Raw genomic sequence first — 8015 nt, 5'->3', positions numbered from 1 at the left:
ACAACCCTGTTATCTATCAGCGATCATTCAATTACAGGACTGAGTTAAGTAGAAATCCAGTATAGCCCGCTTATCGAGACTCGAGAGCGTGTAGTTACTGAAGAAGTATTTAGGCCTCCCCGCCAGGATATAGCGTCGAACTATAGAGGCGCTTCGGCTGAGGCAGCGGATGACTGCCGCCAGTCTTTTCAGTCCATTCAACAAATTGGCTGGCATAAATGAAAGCGGCAGTATCGTTATAAATAACGACCTGCTCCGTTCCTATTCCCAGCAAATCCGCATGCACCGCATAACCGTTCGAAGGAAATTGGACGACAGGATTCATATGCCCGTCATATAAAGTCGGATTTACGCCGCCTCCTCTGCGGTAAGCCAATATATAATCGGGCGCGCCCGCTTCCCAGTGCCGCAACGTTTCAATAATCGTCAGCCAGCCATCCGTCTTGCGGTCTTCCTTCCACAGCTCCCGGCCTTCGGAGTCGAGTAGAAACAGGGCGTCCTTTCCCTTCAGCCCGAGTCCGTCATCCTCGCGCACAAGACGGTCCAGGCCGGCGATCTGCAGGCCCGGGATATCGTCACGGAACCGTCCGAGAGCGATATGCTGCGACTCCACCGATCCTTCATGCCGCCACAGCTCCGTGCCGCTGCGATCATACATGACCGTCACGCTTCCGCCAATGACGAGTTCGGGTTCTCCGTCTCCGTTTACGTCCCCGACCCAAATGCAATCGGCATGATCCTCCAAATTTTTGCAGCTCCATAGCAGGCGGCCGCCCGAGTCGAGCAGATCATAGCCCGCCATCACCTCGTCCTTCCCGTCCCCGTCTAGATCGAAAACCCACGGAAAATGTCCCGGATTGCCCTCATGCGTCCACAAAAGCTGAAAGTTCCGGTCCATCGCCCACATCTTATGATAGCGATCCTTCAATATAATGTCAGCGGCTCTATCTCCGCCGGACAAATTCGCAATAATAATGCAATCGTGAGCATGCGGATCGGGCAGCGGATACGATCGCTTCTTCTCTCCCGTTGCCCCGTCAATGACTTGAAATTGATCGTCCATGACTATCAATACCTCAAGCTTGCCGTCACCGTCGATGTCATAAATTTGGACCGGATAATCGGAGCCTTGGCTGCCCGCCCCCGGATCCGGCGTTCCTGTCTGCCAAAGCAGGTTGCCGCTCAGGTCAAATGCGGTCAAGCATTGCACCTGATGGGGAATATAACGCACATCCTGCCGGTTATCGGACTGCACGAGCAGCAGCTCCATCCGCCCGTCACCGTTCAAATCGCCAATTAGCATCTTGCAGCGCGGACCCGCCGCGCTAATATCTATTTCTCCAAGCAGAATCGCTTCCATCGTCTCTTGTTTCATCCTAAGTTCCCCCTATGCAAGTTTGATTTGGCTGCCGCCCTTCACTTCCACGATGCGGCCGTCGACACTTAGCCAAACGCTGCTTGCCGCCGGATTAAATACGAAGCTCAAATCCGCAGAAAACTTCAGCTGACCGTATGATTTGACGTAATCCACGATTTGCAGGTTAGTAGCATACCAAATATTCTCATGTCCGCCCGCCCGCTCGCAAAATTGCTCTATTAGCTCCCAGTTGCCATCGTTGTCGAATTCATAGCTGTGTCCCCAGACGTACATGAGATACAAGTATTGCGTTTTATGCAGCCGGATGAAATCGTCCACCCGCTCCAGCAGCCGATCCTTGTGATGGCAGGTCGGTTTCCATTCAAACCAATCATCCGGCATCGAGAAATGGCCCGTCGTCTGTACGACACGCGCATATTCGATTCCGAGCGCAGGCAGCATTCGTTTAATTTCTTCGTTAAACGATCCGTTCGGATATGACATGCCTCGAACGGTATACCCCGCAAGCCGCTCCAGCCCCTTGCGATCCTCCATCACCTCATGAACGATTTGCTCCTTCGGACATCTGGCGATGGTCGGATGCGTCAACGTATGGGCGGACACCTCATGGCCGGCATACAGCGCGGCTGCTTCCTCCTCCGATAATCGGCCCGGCACGCCGAACAAGCCGCTGTTCAAGTGAAACGCTCCTTTAATGCCGTAACGGTTAAAAATAGCAACCAGCCTTCGATCCGCAACCGTTCCATCGTCATAGCTCATGGTCAGCGCTTTGTGTCTGCCTTCCGGGAAACATAGCAATATTTTCGGCATTTCCGGTTTCTCTCCCCTCTAGACTGGTTTCTCCAAAACTCCGGCCTCTCCCGCTTCCATCAACTCGTAAACCTTTAAATTCGCATATTCCGCCACAAAAGGAGCCATCTGCCGAAAGCCGATTTTCCCCGCTCCAAGCGGCTGGCCGAACGTTATGCCGTCATCCTCCCATGACAGCACGGGAAGTTCGTTAATCGAGAAGTCGATGCGCGCGCCCCGCTTTATGAGCTTCATCCGATAGAAGCCTGTAATATCCGCAACCGGAGGCAGAGGGTCCGCACCTTGAGCGACGAGATGAAAGCCGTAGCTCTTGCGCAGGTTGCAGGTGTGAAACTGCCTCTCCTCAGGCCAACGCCTCCGATAATACGAGAGATGCAGGGCATCGAGCTCACCATGATGATATTGCTCGTATTCACCTGTTCGAGGCGCTAGAGCCGTATCGAACAAATCAACCCCGCCTGCGCCTTTGGCAGCGAAAAACAAAATCGCAAGGCCAGGCTCCTGAATCGGCCTGAACTCCCATGTCACCGCGATATCCGCAGGAAAGTCTTCCGGACACCACCACACAAAGTTCGCCTTCTGTCCTTCCTCGGCATCTCTTACGCTCTTCAGCCGCAGCCTTCCCATCGGGAAGGAGATGGACGCTTCCCCTTCCATTCGGAAATGCTGCACCTCTTCAAACGTGCCTAATGTATTGTGATAGAGCAGACTCCATTCCGGCGCAATCATCGTTCGTCCCCCGCCGCATCGCTCGGAAGCCAATCCGCGATCAGCTCCAAGCTTATAATCGTATTCAGTGACCATTGAGCTGCTTCGTTCGTATTGATCCAATCGATCTCCTGCAGCTTGTCGACATAAGTCACCGTACTGGCCTCTTCCTGAAGCTTGACGCGCGCGAACGGATTTTGCAGCAGCACTTCCCATGCATCCCGCGCTGTCCGCCCATCCTGCTTATAGAAAGCGCCAAACGCGACGATGGCAATGCTGAGCACCGGATGCTCGAAGCGGTTGTGACTGACCGCGCCGCCCGTTACTTTATCCTTCTCGTCCTGCGGCAAGTTATAATAGATGCCGAAATCAGCCATCATCGCTTCCCATACGGGATCCTTCAGCATCGCGGCCAGCTCGAACCAAACCTGCGGCGCGCCCATACATATCGCCAAATGCCTTCCCCAATTGTCATCGCCCAGCGAGGAAAGAATGCCCGTCTTTGGATCATAGCCGTAGGTCGGTCCTGAAATAAGACCGAAGTTCGCTTCCTTGACACATGCGATGCCTGCCAAAATTTTATCCCGGTAGGACGTGTCCTCGAACCGCTCCCACCTTGTCATCCAATTGGAGCTGAAGGCCGCCCAATCCGGTCCGATTCGAATATGCGTCGGGTGCTCATCCTTCGGAAAATAAGCTCGCATCGGATCCAGATTAACGGTCGAGAAATCCGCATCCTTTACCTCGTCCATCAAATCCCCAATACGCTCATCGGCGGTCAAATAATAGTAGTAACGATGCAGGCCGGCCATGGCGATTCGGGCCTCCTTGCACCCGCAGCCCCAATGAACAACGTTATGCCTGGAACCAAGCCCGGCATATTCGCCGAAATGGTAGACGTCCACCTCGCTCGTATGTCTGGTCATCGCTTCGGCAAGCCGGAACAAATCCTCGCGGCCCGACCGGAGGAACATAACCCATAGCCACATGTTCGGCACGAGCTCCGTATTTTGCCAGGCGCAGCCGCCGAGGTCATAATTCCAAACATGCCTGACCGGATCGTAACTGTGCATGAAATCGCCGTAATCCCAGAAGCCGTACCATTTCCGCTGCTCGACCTCAGATTGATAGAACTCGACAATGCTGTCCAGTCGATCCTCCAATTGCGCTTTTGCCGGCGTGCTCCGGTCCGGCAAGCTCCAAAAACCGAATGCCCGCGTTTCATGCAAATATTCCGGCTCGCATACAAGCATCGGCGGCGACTCGATTTGCTCCTGCATCTCCTGCAACTGCCGCGGTCCCGGCGTTTCCGCCTTGCACCAAACCGTCAATTCGCTCGTGTTGGCAATGCCGTAAGGAGTTGCCCGCAGCTCCTCCGCCCCTTCGTAGGACGATTCCACATGAGTCTCCGTATCATAATGCCGAAGATCCATCGCTTCGCTGTCCGGCGACCAGAACCAGATCGTGAATGCAGCCTCCCGTCCCGTTGTTCCATGTATTTCCAAACCGGCGGGATGCTTTTCCCAGAAGCTGTGTAGTCCTGCCGCTAATCCGCCGCCCTCGCTGCCCACATAGCCAAGTCCGCCCGCTCGTCTGCCTTCCGCTGTCTTCAGCCAGCAGCATTCCTCCTTCGTTCGTTTCCAAATCCAGTAATGCTCAGAGGATCGCTGTACAAGCTTGTAGTCCTCCCATACCGCAGAATCGTCCAGCAGCCCGAGAAAATAGCTGTCCTCCTTCTCATCGAAGCGGACAGACTCGCCTTGCGTCTGTTTCTCGAACAGCTCTCTGTACTTCCCCTTCGTCCGGCGGGTATGCAGCGTTTTCGGAGACTCGCTGAAAAATCCGCTGTCTCCCGCCAGCCGGACATGACGATTATATAAAGGACCCCTCATCGGGACCGTAAAGGCAATTCCTAACGCCTTTATGAAATCCGTGTTCGGATTGCCGTCGTAAAGGAAGGTATGCACGATACGAATCATTTCCAAACCGGCGTAAACATACAAACGCAGCGAGAATGGAAGCCACTCCCTCGTTCCTGCTTCCGAGCGATGCTTGCCTTCCAGCTTCACGACTGCCCTGACCGGACCGTTTTGCTCGACAACCGCTTTATGGATCCGGCTTTCGAAGCTTTCCTCACGGATCGTCTTTACGCCGGACACATGGCTTCTGCTTTCCTTGATCGAAACGAGCGTCCCGCCGCTGCATACCTCTACACCGTTCCGGACAATGCTTGTGATCAGCTGCTTTCCCTGTTTTCTGACCAAGCAATTCATAACGCCGGTATCCAGCAAAATGGTTTCTTCCGTTTCCTGCACGGTTACCTTATGCTGCGAGTCCACTCCTTTTCCCTTCACGACCTTATATCTATCCGGCGCGGCAGTCATTGAGACCGCGGCATGTGCCGACCATTTGACGCTGCCGTCCGGCCAATATGCCGAAGGCCAGCTTTGCATCGCCGCTTCTTCTCCGCTGTCCGCATGCTGCAGAGTAAGCGATTCCTCCCGGAGCAGCTCGCCTTCCTTCCATGGGATGCCCCAGGTCAAGCCAACCGGCGCAGCGGCCGGCTCCTTCAGAAAGCGCAGCTTAACAGATTGTTGTGATGACAATGTTAAAAGCCTCCTTATGATTGCAGGTTCTGCTTTACGCATACCTTTATCCTAAAGAGGCGAATGTTTGCAAACAATGAGACTTTTTTGATCAAGGGGCCGAAGGGCTTTGCACATTTTTATCGCAATAGCATTATATTGCCGAGCGGTTATTCCGCCTGGCTTAGCTCCCGATAACGGCTTGGCGTCATACCCTCCAGCTTTTTGAAAATACGGTTGAAGTAGCTGTGCTGGTAACCGACCTGCTCGGCGACATCGTTAATTTTGAGAGCGGATTCCCGCAGCAGCTCCTTCGCTTTATCCATCCGCAGTCCGGTTAGATAGTCGATAAAGTTTTTTCCGGTTACCTGCTTGAACGTTTTGCTCAAGAAAAAGGGATTCGTCCCAATGTGATCCGCGCAGTTATCGAGTGAAATGTCGTTCATGTAATTTTGCTGCAAATAGATCATCGCCTGTTCGATTAGGCTCCGGACCTGAGAATCCGAACGGCCGCCAAGCTCTTTCAGAAACGGATCGCATACCCGCTCCCGAAACCATGTCAAAATAAGCTCGGGCTCCCGGATTTGCGACAGCTGCTCATACATATTCACGTATTTGAACAACCGCGTCGGCTGAATGCCGGAAACTAGTATGGCGTGCTGGACACTGCCGAGCAAGTGCAGCATCCCTTGCTGGACATCTACCGCCTTAGCTCCTTTGCAGGACAACGCGCTTAAGAAGGCATTCAGAAGCTCATATGCATCCGTTTCCTGCCCCGTCCGAAGCGCCTGAATGAATTCGCGCTCCAGCGTGAACGGATATGGCGGTTCTTCCGCGCCTTCCCCGCGGGCATGAAGCTGCCCGATGTCGATCAGTTGATTTTCGTTCTCGAAGTTTCGCTGGCTGGCCGCGTGCTTCGCCTCTTCGAACGACAGCGGGATATGAGATATCGCAGCCGCAGGCTCGCTGATGGCGATCGTTAGCCGCATTTTTAAGATCCGATTAACGGCATTCGTCAGCTCCTCGCCGAACACCTCAAGCTCCTCCTTATAGGAGCGGTCCTTCGGTACGATAAGAAGCATCCCTGCAGCGAGATCATGGAAATTGATCGTTTTGCTCTGCTCAAAGTGCTTCTCGGCGAATTCCTCGATCATATTGACGGCCGCAAAGGTGACCAAGCCTTCATCTCCGTATTTGAATTTTCCTTCCAAGCTCGTTATGCCCGTCAATTGCATGTACAGTACGATAAATTGGTGTTCGCTCACCTTCCACTTGTACCGCTCCATTCTCCCCAGCAGATCTTCCTCCGAATAAGCATAGAGATAACCCTGAAGCAGCTGATGCAGAAAGCTCTCCTTCACGTGCGGGAGCTGCTCAGACAGCTTGGAGTGAAGCTCTGAGCTTTCCCTGTTCAAATGATGCCATTGCCTTTCGATGAGCGAGAACTCGTCATGCTGCTCCTGCGCGTATGATTTGCCTGCCATAAGTACGGTCATCAACCGGTTGACAGGCGAATATATGCTGCGCGATGCCAGCCAGGCAAGCAGGGCGGCAAGCAGCAGCGCGCTAAGACTCACCGTGAAAATAATTTTTGATATAAATACGACTGGCGCCGTAATGCTCGTAATCGGAGAAGCAGAGACGTACGTCCAGCTGTCTGCGATTCGTGAAAACTTGCCGTAAGTAACGGTATAGGTGGCACCGCTGTAATCGAAGAAAAACGAGCCCTCTGCGGAGCCTCGGACCATTATCCCTTCTCGCAGTGCCGCGGTGAACGGCGACTCCGCATCATTCCCGTTCGTAGAGGCGAACAATGCGCCATTATCCTGCAGGAAAAACGTTTCCCCGCCGTCATACGGCGTCATCGTACGCAGCATATCGCCGACTCTCTCGTTATCTAAACGTATCAGGAGTGCGCCAAAGGGACGATGGCTCCCGCCCGGTATATGATGGACGAGCGTCAAATCCTTCGCCTGCGGACGCTGCGGGTCAAAGGCCACATCTGTCCAATATGTCACCTTCTTCGACTGAAGCAGCTCTTCGTACACGGCTTGTACCGGCTTCGAAGTCACAATCCCGTACTCAGGCTCGAACAGGATGGACGGATCATCCCCGTTTAAATAAAGTCCGACAACCTTATTCATCGTATTCGAGCCCTGCATTACGAGCAGCGTCTTCGTAATATCATGCGCTCTCGCGAAATCTTGCACAAAATTGCTGTCTTTGAGACTGTAATCGAATTTACTGTCAAACGCCCAATGAGAAAGCATAAGCTCCAGATTCGTAAGCTGCGCATCGATGTTGCGCGCTCTTTGCTCGATCTGGACATTATGCAGGTGGAGCAGCTCCTTCTCAAGCCGGCCGCCTGCCATTCCATACACGAGCGCTCCTGTGATCAGACCCGGAATGCTGGCTACGATGAGGAGCATGATCAAGCTCTTCCGGTAAAACCTGCCTTTCGTACTGGACTTGCCTTTTCTACGATTCAGTATTCTCGTTTTCATTTCCTTAAGCATATTCTCACCAACCGAATT

5 protein-coding genes are annotated in these 8015 nt (G+C 53.4%); all 5 read right to left on the bottom strand.

Annotated elements, in window-relative coordinates; translation table 11 throughout:
• Nucleotides 1-109 precede the first annotated feature (109 nt).
• Entirely contained in the window at nt 110-1375 is a 1266-nt protein-coding gene (locus L1N85_RS15620) for an FG-GAP-like repeat-containing protein (protein ID WP_235240010.1), read from the bottom strand.
• Between the two features lie 12 nt (nt 1376-1387).
• Nucleotides 1388-2188: a polysaccharide deacetylase family protein gene (locus L1N85_RS15615; RefSeq protein ID WP_235240009.1), complete on the bottom strand. Its 801-nt coding sequence runs from the start codon at nt 2186-2188 to the stop codon at nt 1388-1390.
• An 18-nt stretch (nt 2189-2206) separates the two neighbouring features.
• Nucleotides 2207-2917, bottom strand: coding sequence for a DUF1961 family protein (locus tag L1N85_RS15610; RefSeq protein WP_235240013.1), 711 nt, complete (start codon nt 2915-2917; stop codon nt 2207-2209).
• Nucleotides 2914-5502: an exo-rhamnogalacturonan lyase family protein gene (locus L1N85_RS15605; RefSeq protein ID WP_235240008.1), complete on the bottom strand. Its 2589-nt coding sequence runs from the start codon at nt 5500-5502 to the stop codon at nt 2914-2916. The genes L1N85_RS15610 and L1N85_RS15605 overlap by 4 nt, the downstream gene beginning before the upstream one ends.
• A gap of 149 nt (nt 5503-5651) precedes the next feature.
• Nucleotides 5652-7985, bottom strand: coding sequence for a helix-turn-helix domain-containing protein (locus L1N85_RS15600; protein WP_235240007.1), 2334 nt, complete (start codon nt 7983-7985; stop codon nt 5652-5654).
• Nucleotides 7986-8015: the final 30 nt, after the last annotated feature.

The sequence above is a fragment of the Paenibacillus alkaliterrae genome, assembly GCF_021532375.1.
Taxonomy (GTDB): Bacteria; Bacillota; Bacilli; order Paenibacillales; family Paenibacillaceae; genus Pristimantibacillus; species Pristimantibacillus alkaliterrae.
The sequence above is the reverse complement of the archived record's forward strand: the minus strand, read 5'-3'. Positions and strand labels throughout refer to the sequence as shown.

Excerpts from the sequence above, each read along its gene's own strand:
- L1N85_RS15615 (WP_235240009.1), bottom strand. The coding sequence starts at position 2,188 with ATGCCGAAAATATTGCTATGTTTCCCGGAAGGCAGACACAAAGCGCTG.
- L1N85_RS15610 (WP_235240013.1), bottom strand. The coding sequence starts at position 2,917 with ATGATTGCGCCGGAATGGAGTCTGCTCTATCACAATACATTAGGCACG.
- L1N85_RS15620 (WP_235240010.1), bottom strand. The coding sequence starts at position 1,375 with ATGAAACAAGAGACGATGGAAGCGATTCTGCTTGGAGAAATAGATATT.
- L1N85_RS15600 (WP_235240007.1), bottom strand. The coding sequence starts at position 7,985 with ATGAAAACGAGAATACTGAATCGTAGAAAAGGCAAGTCCAGTACGAAA.